This window comes from Mesorhizobium sp. M0894, assembly GCF_040319725.1.
Lineage (GTDB): Bacteria > Pseudomonadota > Alphaproteobacteria > Rhizobiales > Rhizobiaceae > Mesorhizobium.
Map to the genome: position 1 here is coordinate 209,636 of NZ_JAMYOG010000001.1, position 14,476 is coordinate 224,111.

At 63.2% G+C, this 14,476-nt stretch carries 13 protein-coding genes; 4 read left to right on the forward strand and 9 right to left on the reverse strand.

All coding sequences use genetic code 11. The features are described from left to right. Positions 1 to 266 precede the first annotated feature (266 nt). Positions 267 to 1,277: a transcriptional regulator GcvA gene (gene gcvA, locus NKH91_RS01140; protein WP_352565048.1), complete on the forward strand. Its 1,011-nt coding sequence runs from the start codon at positions 267 to 269 to the stop codon at positions 1,275 to 1,277. Positions 1,278 to 1,311: 34 nt separating this feature from the next. On the opposite strand, the gene NKH91_RS01145 is transcribed toward gcvA, so the two are convergent. The 9 genes from NKH91_RS01145 to NKH91_RS01185 form a co-directional block, all read right to left on the reverse strand. Further along, positions 1,312 to 2,172 (reverse strand): NADPH-dependent oxidoreductase, encoded by an 861-nt coding sequence (locus NKH91_RS01145; RefSeq protein ID WP_352845671.1) that lies wholly within the window; start codon positions 2,170 to 2,172, stop codon positions 1,312 to 1,314. A gap of 62 nt (positions 2,173 to 2,234) precedes the next feature. Continuing rightward, positions 2,235 to 3,311, reverse strand: coding sequence for an LLM class flavin-dependent oxidoreductase (locus NKH91_RS01150; RefSeq protein ID WP_352565045.1), 1,077 nt, complete (start codon positions 3,309 to 3,311; stop codon positions 2,235 to 2,237). A gap of 74 nt (positions 3,312 to 3,385) precedes the next feature. After that, entirely contained in the window at positions 3,386 to 4,741 is a 1,356-nt protein-coding gene (locus NKH91_RS01155; RefSeq protein ID WP_352845669.1) for an LLM class flavin-dependent oxidoreductase, read from the reverse strand. Continuing rightward, positions 4,738 to 5,919, reverse strand: coding sequence for an acyl-CoA dehydrogenase family protein (locus NKH91_RS01160; protein WP_352565043.1), 1,182 nt, complete (start codon positions 5,917 to 5,919; stop codon positions 4,738 to 4,740). The genes NKH91_RS01155 and NKH91_RS01160 overlap by 4 nt, the downstream gene beginning before the upstream one ends. A 4-nt stretch (positions 5,920 to 5,923) precedes the next feature. Beyond that, entirely contained in the window at positions 5,924 to 6,265 is a 342-nt protein-coding gene (locus NKH91_RS01165) for a DUF3088 domain-containing protein (protein WP_352565041.1), read from the reverse strand. Between the two features lie 7 nt (positions 6,266 to 6,272). Next, positions 6,273 to 7,628: an LLM class flavin-dependent oxidoreductase gene (locus NKH91_RS01170; RefSeq protein ID WP_352884438.1), complete on the reverse strand. Its 1,356-nt coding sequence runs from the start codon at positions 7,626 to 7,628 to the stop codon at positions 6,273 to 6,275. Between the two features lie 13 nt (positions 7,629 to 7,641). Next, entirely contained in the window at positions 7,642 to 8,817 is a 1,176-nt protein-coding gene (locus NKH91_RS01175; RefSeq protein WP_352565037.1) for an acyl-CoA dehydrogenase family protein, read from the reverse strand. A 22-nt stretch (positions 8,818 to 8,839) separates the two neighbouring features. Then, positions 8,840 to 10,279, reverse strand: a complete 1,440-nt coding sequence (locus NKH91_RS01180; RefSeq protein ID WP_352845668.1) for an NAD(P)-binding domain-containing protein — start codon at positions 10,277 to 10,279, stop codon at positions 8,840 to 8,842. Positions 10,280 to 10,622: 343 nt separating this feature from the next. Then, the gene (locus NKH91_RS01185) at positions 10,623 to 11,393 is read right to left on the reverse strand and encodes an aspartate/glutamate racemase family protein (protein WP_352565033.1); all 771 of its coding nucleotides are present in this window, start codon (positions 11,391 to 11,393) and stop codon (positions 10,623 to 10,625) included. 258 nt (positions 11,394 to 11,651) lie between these two features. On the opposite strand from NKH91_RS01185, the gene NKH91_RS01190 reads away from it, so the two are divergent. The 3 genes from NKH91_RS01190 to NKH91_RS01200 are packed head-to-tail and all read left to right on the forward strand — an operon-like array spanning position 11,652 to position 14,387. Next, on the forward strand, positions 11,652 to 12,815 hold the full coding sequence (locus tag NKH91_RS01190; protein ID WP_352845666.1) for an NAD(P)/FAD-dependent oxidoreductase: 1,164 nt from the start codon (positions 11,652 to 11,654) through the stop codon (positions 12,813 to 12,815). Next, positions 12,812 to 13,081 carry a 2Fe-2S iron-sulfur cluster-binding protein gene (locus NKH91_RS01195; RefSeq protein WP_352565029.1) on the forward strand — a complete coding sequence of 90 codons (270 nt, stop codon included), beginning with the start codon at positions 12,812 to 12,814 and terminating at the stop codon, positions 13,079 to 13,081. The genes NKH91_RS01190 and NKH91_RS01195 overlap by 4 nt, the downstream gene beginning before the upstream one ends. Beyond that, entirely contained in the window at positions 13,074 to 14,387 is a 1,314-nt protein-coding gene (locus NKH91_RS01200) for an FAD-dependent oxidoreductase (RefSeq protein ID WP_352565027.1), read from the forward strand. Before NKH91_RS01195 ends, NKH91_RS01200 begins: the two co-directional genes overlap by 8 nt. The last annotated feature ends 89 nt before the right edge of the window (positions 14,388 to 14,476 follow it).

The window sequence follows — 14,476 nt, forward strand, 5'->3', positions numbered from 1 at the left end:
AAATCGGAAGAATGATTTTCTATCGTCTGCCGAAAGCGCCGCTTCGCACGACGGTTTCATTCCAGGATCCGGCTTGGGATCCGGCGAGGCTGGTCGCCGCCCAAATCAGCATCCCCGACCTTATTCTACAAGAATAGTAGACATTGCGATTTCTTAGATTTCCGTTCCCGCTGAGGCAACGCTGCGGCAAACGAAATTTTCCGCTGCGTGCTTTGGCGCAAAGCCCGCCCTCGTCGCGCCGCGCCTGAACGTGTTGAATGCGCCTCATGGTTGATCTCATTCGTGCAAAACCGAGGAAGCTGCGACCGACGCTGGCGAGACTTCCGCCGCTGACTTCGCTTCGCGCTTTTGTCGCAACCGCCCGCCACCTAAGCTTTACGCGGGCGGCCGAAGAACTCCATGTCACGCCCGCCGCCATCGGCCAGCAGATCCGCCTGCTTGAGGATCATCTCGGTCAACCGCTGTTTCAGCGAAACCGCGGCGAGCTTCTGCTGACCTCGGCCGGCCAGGCGCTGATGCCCGGTCTCACCGAGGCCTTCGACGTCGTTGTCGAATCGGTCGCACGCATTTCCGGCGACGAGGAGGACGCGCCGATCAAGGTGTCGGTCGCGCCCTCCTTCGCCAGCAAATGGTTGATCCCGCGTCTCGATGCGCTGCGCGATGCGGTACCCGGGCTCGAAGTGCTGGTCGATGCATCGATCAGGCTTGCCGATTTTGCCAGTGAAGACGTCGACTGCGTCATCCGCTACGGCTCGGGCGCCTATAGCGGCCTCGTCACCGAACGGCTTTTTTCGGAAGCGGTGCTGCCTGTCTGCAGTCCGGAATTTGCCCGCGCGCACGGCCTCTATCGGGGGCCGGAGGGCCTGCGTGAAGCGCCGATCCTGCATGAGGACGGACCGGAGCGCGATCCAAGCTGCCCGGACTGGAAGGGCTGGCTGAGGTCCAACGGCCTGTCCGGCCGCCTTGTCGAAGGCGGCATACGGCTTAGCCAGTCCTCGCTGGTGCTCGACGCGGCTGTGGCCGGCAAGGGCATCGGTCTCGGCAAATTCCGGCTGGCCGAGCCTGACCTTGCCGCAGGGCGGCTGGTCAGTCCGTTCGGCTCGCCGCAGCCGGTCGAGTTTTCCTATTATTTCGCGACGACACCGCACAAGGCGAAGCTGGCGACAGTCGAGCGCTTCCATGGCTGGCTGAAGGCCGAGGCGCGGAGGCTTGGCGCGCTCGACTTCACGCCGCCGGCGGCGCTGCCGGCGCGCATCGCCATCATCGCCGCCGAATAGCCCCGCCTCGGTCCCGCAGACAAACAGGGCTCGGCTATTTCAGCTTGAAGCCCAGCGCCTTGAGCGCATCGCCCAGGCGATCACGGCCTTTCAACGCTGCCGTGCTACCGATGCGGTTCGACATCAGCTCGGTCCAGTCGACCACAGGCATCGCCTGCTCCTGCTGGAATGAACGAAGCGTCTGGTTGTAGGCAGCGAGATCGCCCGGATCGAGGTCTGCCTGATATCGCTCGCGATGAAGCACCACAGTCTGTGGCAGTCTGGGCTTGATGTCAGTCGCAGACAGGAGATCGGGATAGACGACGGTCAGGCCGAACACCGCCACGGTTTCCGGCGGCAGACCGAGTTCGCGTGCCACCTCCTGCGGATGATTGCGCATGGCGCCGATGTAGCAGGAGCCGAGCCCGAGCGCATCGATCGCCACCACGGCATTCTGCGCGGCAAGTGCGGCGTCGATCACGGCCAGCAGAAAACTCTCCTGATAATCGAGCCCCTCGCCCTCCCGGCCGTTTGCCTCGGCAATGGCGCGCAGCCGCGACAGGTCGGCCAGCCAGACCAGCAGCAGTGGCGCCTGCTCGATATGGCGATTGATCGCCGCTAGTCCGGCAAGCCGCGCCTTGCGCGCCGGATTCTCGACGGCGACGACACTCCACGCCTGGAGATTGGACGAGGTCGGTGCCGACTGGGCGGCCGCGATGATCAGTTCGAGCGTCCCTTCGGGCAGAGGCCTGGCGAGATAGTTGCGGACCGAGCGATGCGAAAGGATCGCCTCGAGGGCTTCGTTCCAGTTTCCGGTGTGCGCATGTTGCGGCGCCCGATAACGCCGCCGTAGCGCCGCTTCACCACGCAGGTCGGCGTCTGACGGACGGGTGCTAAAGGCGGCCGGCTGTGACATCGTCTTCCCTATTTGGCGATCTGGCTTCCCTCGCCGGCCCTTGCCGGTTCAAGAAGCGCGGCTTAGGCCCCATTGCGCAATAGCGGAAGCAACTGATCGCCTTGCCGCTTGATCTCGGAAAGGTACGGCGTGTCCGAGAGCACGAAATGCGTGATGCCCAGATCCCGGTACCTGCCGAGCGAGCGGGCGACATCGGCGGCCGAGCCGACCAGCCAGGTGGTACCGGCACCGCCGCCGCCATATTTGCCCGGCGCAGTATAGAGGTTGTCGTCCAGCACCTCGCCACGCGCGTGCAGATCAAGCAGACGCTGCTGGCCCACCGCTACCGCCCGACCGTGATCGTTCCAGCCGGCGCCTTGGCCCTTGGCCATCTCCTCGACCTTCGCCTCGGCGTCCGCCCAGGCCTGGCCAGTGGTGTCGCGGACCAACGTGGTGACCCGCAACCCGAATTCCAGTGGCGGGAGGTCTCGGTCGAGTTCGCTGCTCAAGGCTTTGAGCCGCTCGATCCGCTCCCGGACGCCGTCGAGCGGCTCTCCCCAAAAGAGCTGGACATCCGCCTCGCTGGCCGACACAAGCTCGGCTGCCTCCGATGCGCCGCCGAAATAGAGCCTGGGATGGCGACGATCGCCACGCACAGGAATGCGGGGCATGACGGTAGACCCGGTGACCTGGAAGTGCTCGCCGGCAAAGGTCACGTTCTCTTCGGTCCAAAGTCTGCGGACCAGCCGCATGAACTCTCCGGTGCGGGCATAGCGATGGTTCTGCTCGCCTTCGCTGTCGCCATACGCAGCGAGGTTGTCCTTGCCCGACACTATGTTGATACGCACGCGCCCGGCGGTCAGCTGGTCGAGCGTAGCGACCGCGGATGCGAAGTGCGCCGGCTGCCAGTAGCCGGGGCGGATCGCGATGAGCGGTTCGAAGGAGGTGGTCCGCGCGGCGAGCGAGGCGGCGACGGTGAACGTGTCGGGCCGCCCCCAGCCGGTACCGATCAGCGCGCCCTTCCAACCGTGTTCCTCAAGCGCCTTCGCGTGGCTGGTCAGCGTCTCAAGGCTGTTGTGGTCCTCGACGGCCGGCTCGCCGCGATGACCGGGATCGACCTGGTTCGGGATGTACCAAAGAAACTCGGTATCAGCGCTCATTGTCGGGCCTGTATTTTTGTCGGGCATGGAGGTCAATGGCTGGACCTTCCGCTCAGCTGCATTTTGATGGTCATTCAAAAGGCTGCCCCTAGCAGCCTTGGCGCCTTGCGCGGCTGCGGTGCAAAGCGGCTTTCGGGCCTGATAAGGCCGAGGTGGTCGCGCAGCGTGCGCCCTTCATATTCGCTGCGGAACAGGCCCCGCCGCCGCAGGATCGGCACCACCGTGTCGACAAAGACCTCCAGTCCGGTCGGCAGGACGTCCGGCATCAGGTTGAAACCGTCGGCGGCGCCGGCGACAAACCATCTTTCGATATCGTCAGCGATCTGCTCGGGCGTGCCGACGATGGTGCGGTGGCCAGTGCTGCCGTTCAGCGCCCGGATCAGCTGGCGAACGGTGAAATCGTTGTTGCGGGCAAGCGCCAGCGTCGCGCGGAAAAACGTGTGGCCGCCATTGGCCGGCAGCGGGATGGCATCAGGCAACTTCTCATCGAGCTTCAGCCGCTCGCGGTCGATACCAAGCACGCCGGACAGCCGCGTCAGGCTATAGTCGAGCGGTATGCGGTCCCACAGTTCTTCTTGCCGCCGACCCGCTTCCGCCTCGGTGCTGCCGATGATGGTGGCCAGACCGGCGAGGTTGAGCGGCACGCCGCCGGTGCGGCCATAGGCGACGGCTCGCGCCTTCAGTTCCCGCGCATAGCCGAGCGCTTCCTCGAAAGACTGCGATGCGGAAAATACCGCTTCGGCGTGGCGGGCCGCGAGGTCCTTGCCGTCATCGGAACCGCCGGCCTGGACGACCACCGGATGCCCTTGCGGCGAGCGCGGCACATTGTGCGGCCCGTGCACCGAAAAATGTGCGCCCTTGTGCTCGATGGCGTGAACCTTGGCGGCATCGACGAAGCGCCCGCTGGCGACATCGCCTATGAAGGCATCGTCCTCCCAGCTGTCCCACAATGCCTTGACGATGTCGGTGAATTCCGCCGCGCGCTCGTAGCGCCGGCCATGATCGATGGCACCGGCGAGGCCCAAATTGCGGGCCGAGGCCGGGTCGGCCGTGGTCACGATATTCCAGCCGATACGCCCACCGCTGACATGGTCGAGCGTCGCGAACCGCCTGGCGATGTTATGCGGCTCGTTGAAGCTGGTTGAAGCGGTAGCGATCAGGCCGATGCGCTCGGTTGCGGCGGCTACCGTCGCCAGCACAATCGTCGGCTCCAGCGAGGTGATCGGACGATAGTCGATGCGGTCTGATATCGCCGCTTGGTCGGCAAGGAATACGGCGTCGAGTTTGGCGCGCTCGGCGATCTTCGCCACCTGAACATAGTGGTTGACGGTGAAGGCGGCATAGGGGTCGACGCCGTCCATCCGCCACGCCGCCGGTGAGAAGCCGGCATGCAGGATGTTGACGTTAAGATGGAGCTGCGGGCCGCTCATCGAAAGACGCCGGGCTCGGGATAAGCGCCGGTCAGATACCAGGTGCCGACGGTTCGGGTCTTGTATTCGGCTGGGTTGTGCAAGGTGTGAATGCGTGCGTTGCGCCAGAAGCGGTCGAAGCCGTATTTGCGCACCGCCGAGCGGGCGCCCATCACCTCGAAAATCTCGGTTGTGACTTCGAGCGCGACATCGCCCGCCAGCACATTGGCCGCCGCGACCGCAACCGCCGCTTCGCCGCGCTCCTGCTCGGTCAGCGCCTTGCCGCGCGCGATCGATTGATCGATCGCCGCCGCCGCGCGATCGGCCAGAACTGTCGCTGCCCGCGTCTTGATCCAGAGTTCGCCGTACTGCCGCTTTATCCACGGATCGTCGATATGGCGCTCGACGCCGGAATACATCCACGGCCGCGAACTGTTGAGCGTGTAGTCTCGCGCTGCCAGGAGCGCGCCCTGAGCAGTACCGACGAAGACATTGAGCAGCACGCTTTGCTGCTGCAGCGGGCCGATGGTGCGGATCGGCAGCGACGCGTCGACCCAACCGCGCACCAGCTCGCTGTCGTGGATCCTGACATCCTTGTAAGCGACCTTGCCGCTGCCGGTCTGCGTCTGGCCGATGCCGTCCCAGTCATCGAGAATGGTGATGCCTTCACGGTCCGCGGGGATGGCCGCGAATTTCCTCTCGCCGCTGACCTCGTCTTCCCACGAGGTCGAGAGATAGTCGGCGACATGCGAGCCGGAGGCGAACGGCTTGAAGCCGTTGACGATCGTCCACTCGCCATCCTTGCGGCCGAACAGCGTTTTGGAAAAACTGTTGCCCGTATTGCCCCACAACCAGTCGCCGGCCGCCGAGCGCCGCAAAAGGTCGGCCGAACGCGGTTCTTCCGCATTGAGCCTAGCGGCGATCAATGCGCTGAAATGGTAGCCATAGATATGGCCGATTGAGCCGTCGACCTTGGCGAACTCGCGACCGATCTTCAGCGCCGTCGAATAGGGTTCACCGGCGCCGCCGAATTCCTTGGGAATGACGATGGTAAGCAGGCCGCTTTCCTTGAGCAGGCGGATCTGTTCGGTAGGCCTGCCGCCAAGCTGGTCGCGCTCGACCGCGTCACGGGCAAAGATGTCGCGCAGCTCGACCGCCTTGGCGATCCATGGATTGGAGATATCGGGATCGAAGGTCATCGTGTCACTCATGTAGATGCGGGAAGCCGTGGCGCTCGGCAAGCAGCGCAAGAATGCGCCTGGTGTCGTCGGCGAAGACCTTGCCTTTGGCCGTCGGCAGGCCGGCGGGCGGATCGCTGCCGATGATCAGCACCGGCAGCGACTGGTGCCGTTCGCCGAGCGCGTCGATCACCTTGCCCCTCGGCCTCGCGAACGGGACGCGCTCGACGTCCAGTCTGGCCGCGAGATCGGGAAAAGCAGCGAGCAGTCCTTCAACCTGATTGCAATAGGGACAGACGAATGTCCGGCGTGGATGTTTCGCGTCGGAGAAACCCGGCTGAATGAGAAAGAGCGTATCGCGCGCCATTGACGGCCTATTCCGCGGCTGCTGCGGCATGCCGCGAAAAACGGTTTGCCGGCCGCTTCAGGCCGAGATTGTCGCGCAAGGTGCTGCCCTCATACTCCTGGCGGAACAGGCCGCGGCGACGAAGTTCCGGCACCACCAGCTCGATGAAATCCTTCAAGCCGCCGGGCATGATCGGCGCCATGATGTTGAAGCCGTCGGCGCCGTAGTTCTGGAACCTCTCTTCCATGGTGTCGGCGATCTGTTGCGGCGTGCCGACCACCTGCCAGTGGCCGCGGGCGCCGGCGATGCGCAGATAGAGCTGCCGGATCGTCAGATTCTCGCGCCGCGCCAGGTCGATCACCAGCGCCTGCCGGCTCTTGCCGGCATTCGTCTCCGGCAGGTCCGGCACCGGCCCATCGAGCGGGTATGAGCTGAGATCGAAGCCGCCAGCCAGCGCCGACACCAGGCCGAGGCCGACTTCCGGCTGGATCAGGTCCTGCAGCTGTTCGAACTTCTCCTGCGCCTCGGCTTCGGTGCGGGCGACGACCGGGAAGATGCCGGGCAGGATTTTCAGATCGTCTTCGGAACGGCCGTATTTGCCGAGCCTGCCCTTGACGTCGGCATAGAACGCTATGGCTTCGTCGAGCGTGATCTGCGCGGCGAAAATCGCTTCCGCCGTGCGTGCCGCTAGCTCCTTGCCGGGGCCGGACGCCCCGGCCTGGACGACGACGGGATGGCCTTGCGGCGTTCGCGGCGTGTTCAGCGGACCGCGCACCTTGAAGTGCTGGCCCTTGTGGTTCAGCACGTGAAGCTTGTCCTTGTCGAAATAGCGTCCGCTCGCCCTGTCGCGCGGGAAGGCGTCATCCTCCCAGCTGTCCCACAGGCCGAGCACAACATCGGCGAATTCTTCGGCGCGGTCGTAGCGGTCGCCATGCTGGATATGCGTGTCGTGGCCGAAATTGAATGCCGCGTCCGGATCGGAAGAGGTGACCAGATTCCAGCCTGCGCGCCCGCCACTCAAGTGATCGAGCGAAGCGAACTGGCGGGCCAGATTGTAGGGATCGGAATAGCTGGTCGAAGCCGTGGCGATGAGGCCGATGTTCCTGGTCACCGCCGACAGCGCCGACAGCAGCGTGATCGGCTCGAACGGATACACGCCGCTATGCGCCTTGCGGCTGGCAGCCTCGAGATTGCTCAGCCGCGCCGCCACGCCGTCGGCAAAGAAGATCGCATCGAATTTGGCCGCTTCCGCCAGCCGGGCAAGTTCGACGTAGTCGCCGAGGCTGGTCCCTTCGCCTGCCGCTGGATGGCGCCAGGCCGCCACATGGTGGCCGGTGAAGAGAAGAAACGCTCCGAGCTTCAGCTTGTCCTTGCGCCTGGCCATGTCTTTCGCCTCCTCAGCGATACAATCCGCCGACCGGGAATTCTCCGGTAAGCAACCAGGTGCCGATGGTGCGCTTCTTGTATTCGGCCGGATTGTGCAGCGTATGCGTGCGCACATTGCGCCAGAACCTGTCGTAGCCGTTGGCCTTGGTGGCCGAGCGAGCGCCCATCACCTCGAAAACCTCGCTCGACGCATCGAGGCCGATTTGCCCGGCGTAGACATTGGCGGTCGCGAGATCGATCGCCGTCTGCCCGCGCTGCTCCAGGGTCAAGGCCTCGCCCTGGCCGTAAGCGGCGTCGAGGCTTCGCGCCGCGATATCAGCGAGTTCGGCCGCGGCAAGCGTGCGGATATAGAGATCGCCATATTTGCGCTGCACGAACGGATCGTCGGTATGGTTCTCATAGCCGGAATAGACCCAGGGGCGTGATTGCGAGACCGTATAGTCGCGTCCCTCGCTCAGCGCTCCCTGCGCACTACCGACGAACAAATTGAGCAGGACCGCCTGCTGGAAGAGTGACGTCAGCGTCTGGAACGGTGTCAGCGGCACAGCGGGCGTGCCGATCAGTTCGTCGTCGCCGACATGCACGTCCTTGAACGTGACCTTGCCGCTGCCGGTCTGCCGCTGGCCGACGCCATCCCAGTCATCTTCGATGACGATGCCTTCACGATCAGCCGGGATCGCTGCCGCCAGCCGGTCCTGGCCGTCTTCCCAGGCGACCTGGATGTAGTCGGCGATGTGAGAACCGGAGGAGAACGGCCTGAAGCCGCTGAGGATCCAGCCCTTGCCTGTGCGCTTGGCCGTAGACGTCTTCGACATGGCGTTGCCGGAATTGCCCCAGACCCAGTTCTCGCGGGCCGAGCGCGTCAGCAGTTGGTCTTTTTGCGCCTCCGTACCGCGAAACAAAACGCCGTTGAGCGGCAGATGATGATAGCCGTAGAGGTGGGCGAGCGAGCCGTCGGTGCGGGCAAATTCGCGCACGACGCGAAGCACAGACAGCCACGATGCGCCCTTGCCGCCATAGCGCTTGGGAATCTGCGCCGACGGCAGGCCACTTTTCTTCAGCAGGCGGATTTGCTCGACGGGCCGTCCACCGGCCTTGTCGCGCGCCACCGCATCCCGATCGAAGATATCGCGCAGTTCGACCGCCGTGGCGACGAACGGGTCGGAAAGGTCAGGGCTGAAGGTCATCTGCAATACCCATGAAAAGCGTCTATTCCGCCGCGATGGTCTGTGCCGGCCGCCAGACGGCGGAGGCATAGTCCTCTTCGCCGAATTCGGCCGGATGGCTGCCGGTAATGCGGATCTCATGGCTGTCGAGATCAGCGAGAAAGAGATCGCGGCTGATGCGCGCGACAACGGCCGGCACATCGCGCCGGATCGACGGCACGTCGCCGATCGGCAGGCCAAAACTGACGAAGCCGCCTGGATTGAAGACATGGATATTCCTCAGGAAAGGCGCCTCGCCCGGCGCCTTCTCGAGGAATTCGTGGCCGAGGCCGAGATAGGGATGGGCGCCGAAAAATTCATCGGTCTCGCCTTCCGGTGGCACGTACTGGTCGCGCCACAGCCGGATGAAGGCGGCGAAATCGGTAAATTCAGGTTTGCGCGTTGGGTCGGCGAAATAGCCGGTGCCAGCGATGACGAAGTCGAAGGAAAATGTCTCACCCGCGATATCGGTGACGACCTTGCCGCCTTCGACATCCGCATTTGTCCAGGGGGCTCCGAGATGCAGATGGAAATTCTTGTGCTGCACCACCCGTGCCACGGCATCGGGCGGTGGCGTGGAACCGGCATCGCGAAACCGAAGTGCCTGGCGCCAGCGCACCGCATCCGGCAAGCGCGGATAATTGTCATAGGCGCCGGGATAGCCGCGAACGCGGTTGATCGGCACGCTGGCGATGCTGTTGCGGCGGGCGAAGAGACGCACCGATTTCGCGCCGGCCTCAAGGGCGGCTCCGGCCGCATCGAATGCCGAAGCCGCCGATCCGACGACAGCGATCGCCTTGTCCTTGAGGGAGGCGAAGTCGATTGCCGCCGAGCTATGCGCAACGAAGCCAGGAGGCAGGGTGGCGAGCACATCCGGTATCACCGCACCGCCGCTGCCGCCAAAGCCATTGGCCAGGATGATCTTGCGCGCCGTTTCGACCGATGGCCTGCCGCCGGCTTCGAGGTGGAGGCGAAAATGCCCATCAGCCGGCTCGATGCGAAGGAGACGCGTGCCGTAACGAATGCCGATGCCGAGAAAGTCGCGATACCATTTCAGGTAGTTCGCCCAATCCGTCCGTACGATGCGGTCGAAACCGGCATAGGCTTCCGCACCGTGGCGGGCTTCGTACCAGGACTGAAAGCTCAAGCCCGGCAAGCCGAGTTCCGGCCCCGGCAAGCCCTTTGGCGTTCGCAGCCGGTTCATCCGTGCATGAGTAAGCCAGATGCCGGCCTTGCTTTCATCCGGTGCCGCGTCGACGACAGTAACCTTGCCGATGCCGGCACGCCTCAACGCGAAGGCAAAGGTCGCCCCCGTCTGCCCACCGCCAACGATGAAGACATTGTGGTCGACGCCCTCCCGGTCCGGCACCCAGTTTTGCGGATCGGGGCCGATCAGTCGAAGTGTTTCGCGGGCGTCGTGATCTGGATCGGACGGTAAGGCCATTTCGGTCCCGGCTGAGTTTGAGCGTCGTGCCAAACTCCGCCTCGGTCGACAAACAGTCCAGAAATGTCTGCTTTGATTGGCAGGTAGTTTTTTTCACTTGCATTGCGACGCGCTTTCACAGCCGACCGAATGGGCGGTGCCTATGGTCTCCCCGAAACCGGATAGCTGCATTAGCACTCGCGCTCTATTGAATCGCGTTCGATCGCCACAACGTGACCTTGAGCGTCCCAAAACGCACCTGACTTCATCCGCTTAGTCCTGCCTTCCCGGTTCGACAGAACTCGGTGATCAGCGAGCGGCTAAAGGCTTTATTTCCACTCGGCCTTCTCCTCGGACCGCACGATCAACAGCAAACGTACTGCGGCGCAAATTTCCCGTACCGCCTCTGATGGTTTTGCGGGCGAGCAGTGGAGGTGCTACAAAATAGATTTATCAATGTGTTGATGTCGAACACCGGCAAACCGGAAATTCGTGCAATGAAGGAACTGAACGGACACATATTGGTGCATTCGAGGACGATGGTGCCGGCGTCCGGGCACTCCTCCAGAAACGCATGCGTCATCGCCTCCATCTCGGCACGCAACACATCAAAAGCCGACTCCGTCCGGTTGCCGATATAGACGCTCGGAAAAACCGCGTCAGCCTTCATGCCCTGGACATGGACATTGACTTCCGCGGCCGACCATCCGGCGCCGTTGAAGTGATGGTCGTTCATGTGCTGCTCCCTTTCGGTGAAGATGCCGACCTTTCTGGATGGCCCGATCAACCGGCTGACGAGCGGCACCTGGAGGAGGCTCGACGTAAACACGGGAATGCCAACGGCGGCGGTCAATTCCCTCTGAAAGGGTGCAAGGAACCCACAACTTGTCGTAATCGCCCGGACGCCTTCGGCCTCGAGTTCCCGCGCGGCTTCGATGAATGGTTCTATCAGTTCGGGCTGCGGGCGATCTCCCATAATCCTTACCGGCAAGGCTCCCTTCACTGTCTTGAAGCGCACTGGAAACGGATAGGACTCCGCATTGCCGATGTCTCCAACCGGCCTTGGGAAGCGCGTGTCGAGCATCAGGACGCCGATCACCTCGCCGTAGTTGGTGAATCCACCCTTCAGCATCATGTCGGTTTCCTCGAATCCTGAGATTCCACCTCTCGACGCACCCGAAGCAAGAGGCGCTCAATGTCCCAACCCGAGCGGGCATGGATATACAATATTGAGCACCTATCCTGGCCGCTTTTTTATAAGAACGGGTGGCGCCTCGGGCGCCGCGCGGACCTAACAGAAAACAGACAAGCGCAGCATCCTTATTTGGATCGACTTGCCGGTCCAAATCTAAAAAAACACTCATCAATATGAAAGAGACATACGGTCCATAAAATGCCGCCCACCAGCCGATCGCGGAAAATAGTCATTATTGGCGCGGGTATTGTCGGCATTTCCATTGCTTATTTCCTGGCTCGCGAGGGCATTTCCGCGACGATCATCGACGCCGAGGGTCCGTCGGCGGGCGCAACCGGTGCTTCTGATGGCGCTGTCTCGGTTGCCAGCAAGCAACCGGGGCTGATGATGTCTCTGGCCCAGAAGGCGCGGGCTCTCTACGAGCAGATGGCCTCCGAAGGAACCCTGGCCAGGCAGTACAAATCGCGACCGACCTTCCTTATCGGGCGGACGCCTGAAGAGATCGATATTCTGGATGAACATGCACGGGATCTGGAATCCGTCGGCGAGCAGATCACAATCCTGGACAGGTCGCGTCTGCGCTCCCTGGTATCGGGTGTTGGCGAAGGCGCATTCGGCGGTGTCATGGTGTCCAGGGACGGACACGCGCTCGGCTATCAGGTCACCGAACGGCTTCTGGCATTGAGTGGCGCAAAACCCAACCGCAACCTCGCCGTCACGGGCGTTCTACTTTCCGACTCGAGAGCTACCGGCGTGGCGACGGCGGCCGGCAACATCGAGGCGGATGTGGTGATCGTCGCCGCCGGCCTCGGTTCAGCCAGTCTTGCAAGGCTTGGAAATGCGCTCTTTCCCCGAAAGGGGCAGCTCGTCATCACGGACCGAGGGGACCTTGGTCAATCGGCACTTGCCGGTCATCTCATGACGGCCGGCTACATCGCTGCCAAACGTAGCGCCGCCAAACCGGCACCGTCACCCATAGGCCTGGTTATCGATCCGCTCGTCACCGGCCAGTACCTGATCGGCGGCACGCGCGAAGACAACAGGCGCGACCGCGGCACGGATGCGGCAACGATCGCGGCCATACTCAGGGAAGCCGTGGCGCTTTATCCAAGCCTTCGCGCACGGCGCGTCATCCGAACGTTTTCGGGCGTTCGCACGGCATCGCGAGACGGCCTACCGATCATCGGCTTTCACCCTGCGATCCAAAACCTTCTCATCGCCACCGGATTCGAGGGCGACGGAATTTGCCTCGGGCCGATGACCGGAAAGATCATTGCCAATCTTGTACGCGGCCTGCCTGCCGGCACTGACATTTCCGCCCTTGCTCCCGGCAGGTTGCTTGCCCAAGCGAGCGCGGCATGACCCAGACCTTCATGTGGCGCGGAGAACGCATCGCCTACATCAGCGGTGAGACAGTCGCTTCCTCCCTGTTGCGGGCCGGGCACCTCAATCTTGGCCCAGCCTCCGAAACGACGCAGGCGCGCTATTTTTGCGGCATAGGCGCCTGCCAGGGTTGCCTTGTCTCCTGTGAGGGGGCGGCCCCTTTCGAGGCCTGCCTCACCCTTGCCCGCGACGGCATGGTGCTTTTTCCTGTCATCGCCGCTTCGACAGGCGGTCGCCATGACTGATGCGCCGGTGGTTGTGATCGGTGGCGGACCAGCGGGGGTGTCCGCCGCGGTAACCCTTGGCGAACGCGGCCACCGCGTGTTGCTGGTCGAACAACGCGCGGGCCTGGGCGGCGCAATTCACCGCCAGCCGGCCAATCGGGAAATCGGGCACGCGCTTCACCGCCGGCACCACCAACGTGTCTGGAAGAGGCTGACGGCTAGGCTGGCCGCCGTGACCAATCAAGTCACAGTGCGGCATTCGACCGTCTACATCGGCAGCGACGACAGCGGCCTTGTCCTGCTCGAGGATCGCGTTGCCGGCCGGGTGTTTTTCGTCAGGCCGCTTGCCCTGCTTCTCGCTGTCGGGGCGATCGAAACTGTTCACCCCTTCGAAGGATGGGATCTTCCCGGCGTCACTTCGGCCGGCGGCGCTCAGATGATCCTGAAGGAAACGGGATCTTTCATGCAGGGCCGGACCCTTGTTGCAGGCACCGGCCCGCTCCCTTTCGCGGTGTCGGCGCAACTGTCGTCGATCGGTCAGCCGCCTGTTGCCCTGCTCGAACGCGGCGATCCATGGCGATTTCCGCTGGTGGGCTTTCGATTGCTGTGCATGCCCAGGGTTGCGTCCGAGATGCTGGCCTACGGATTGAGGCTCCTGACGAGCCGGGTCGAATACATCACCGGTTCAGCCGTGGAACAAGTGACAAGACAGGTTGGCGGGCTGTCTGTCAGGGTCATCGACGAACGCGGTGCACGCAGCAGCTTCCTGGTCGATAATCTGATCGTCAGTGATGGCCTGCGCGCCAACGATGTCGGCCTTCCGCCAGCCAGGGAAGATGCATCCGGTCCGATCCTGAGGGCCGGAGACTGCCGCGGGGTCCTGGGCGCGGATGCCGCGGTGGCGGACGGCGAATTTGCAGCGCGCAAAGTCGCCGCGCTGCTGGCCGGAGATCCCATGCCGGTCGAAAATAGTAGCGTGATAGGCAAGGCGCGTTACCTGCAGGCCTTGTTGCGGAACCTCACCTCGGAACACTCCCCCGAGCCTACTGAACAAACGATTTTCTGCCGTTGCGAAGGTCGCACGAAAGCGGATCTGGCTTTTCTGGGCGCCGATCGATCGCCTTCCGAAACCCGACTGCTTGGCAGGTTCGGAATGGGAGCATGCCAAGGCCGGTTTTGCGGCGCGAGCGTATCCAATGCGGTCGGAATCGCGCCGGAACGCCTGAGCAGCCGGCCCGAAACCTATCCGCGTTGGCCCATACGCCCGGTGTCATTGGCCGCGCTAAGCCAGCTAGACGAAATTTCGGAAGCGACATCTTGGAAATGAACACGCCTGCAATCAAACAGTCGACAGCATCCATCGCTGTTCACAATCCCTATTCGGGAAATCTGGTGGGGTCGGTGGTTGCGGGCGAT

Bases quoted from the DNA above. Each gene is read 5' to 3' on its own strand.
- NKH91_RS01155 (WP_352845669.1), bottom strand. From the start codon at position 4,741: ATGAGCGGCCCGCAGCTCCATCTTAACGTCAACATCCTGCATGCCGGC.
- NKH91_RS01180 (WP_352845668.1), bottom strand. From the start codon at position 10,279: ATGGCCTTACCGTCCGATCCAGATCACGACGCCCGCGAAACACTTCGA.
- NKH91_RS01195 (WP_352565029.1), top strand. From the start codon at position 12,812: ATGACCCAGACCTTCATGTGGCGCGGAGAACGCATCGCCTACATCAGC.
- NKH91_RS01145 (WP_352845671.1), bottom strand. From the start codon at position 2,172: ATGTCACAGCCGGCCGCCTTTAGCACCCGTCCGTCAGACGCCGACCTG.
- NKH91_RS01200 (WP_352565027.1), top strand. From the start codon at position 13,074: ATGACTGATGCGCCGGTGGTTGTGATCGGTGGCGGACCAGCGGGGGTG.
- gcvA (WP_352565048.1), top strand. From the start codon at position 267: ATGGTTGATCTCATTCGTGCAAAACCGAGGAAGCTGCGACCGACGCTG.
- NKH91_RS01160 (WP_352565043.1), bottom strand. From the start codon at position 5,919: ATGACCTTCGATCCCGATATCTCCAATCCATGGATCGCCAAGGCGGTC.
- NKH91_RS01185 (WP_352565033.1), bottom strand. From the start codon at position 11,393: ATGATGCTGAAGGGTGGATTCACCAACTACGGCGAGGTGATCGGCGTC.
- NKH91_RS01150 (WP_352565045.1), bottom strand. From the start codon at position 3,311: ATGAGCGCTGATACCGAGTTTCTTTGGTACATCCCGAACCAGGTCGAT.
- NKH91_RS01170 (WP_352884438.1), bottom strand. From the start codon at position 7,628: ATGGCCAGGCGCAAGGACAAGCTGAAGCTCGGAGCGTTTCTTCTCTTC.
- NKH91_RS01190 (WP_352845666.1), top strand. From the start codon at position 11,652: ATGCCGCCCACCAGCCGATCGCGGAAAATAGTCATTATTGGCGCGGGT.
- NKH91_RS01165 (WP_352565041.1), bottom strand. From the start codon at position 6,265: ATGGCGCGCGATACGCTCTTTCTCATTCAGCCGGGTTTCTCCGACGCG.
- NKH91_RS01175 (WP_352565037.1), bottom strand. From the start codon at position 8,817: ATGACCTTCAGCCCTGACCTTTCCGACCCGTTCGTCGCCACGGCGGTC.